1 protein-coding gene is annotated in these 259 nt (G+C 42.1%); it reads left to right on the top strand.

Features of this window, described 5'->3' with window-relative positions:
- On the top strand, window positions 1–259 hold a 259-nt coding region (locus NLM59_RS11595; protein ID WP_304417942.1), incomplete at both ends, for a DEAD/DEAH box helicase family protein.

Below are 259 nucleotides of genomic sequence, written 5' to 3'. Positions count from 1 at the left end.
GAAGTAAGTGGATTCTATACCAAAGATGAGCTACAATATCTCATAGAACGAAGAAGAACAAGAAAAGACTTACGAGAGTTTCAGGTAGATAGAGACATTGCAGGTCGACCATATCAATTAGAAGCCATTAAGCGAGTGGCAGAAGCATTGGTCATCACACACGACAACGAACTAAGAGGTAAATCTAGAAAAGCCTTGTTGGTGATGGCCACAGGAAGTGGAAAGACCAGAGTATCCGCAGCTATTGTAGACATGCTCA

Source organism: Profundicola chukchiensis (genome assembly GCF_029664245.1).
Lineage (GTDB): Bacteria > Bacteroidota > Bacteroidia > Flavobacteriales > Weeksellaceae > Profundicola > Profundicola chukchiensis.
Note: the sequence above shows the minus strand (reverse complement) of the source record. Positions and strands in the feature narration are given on the sequence as shown.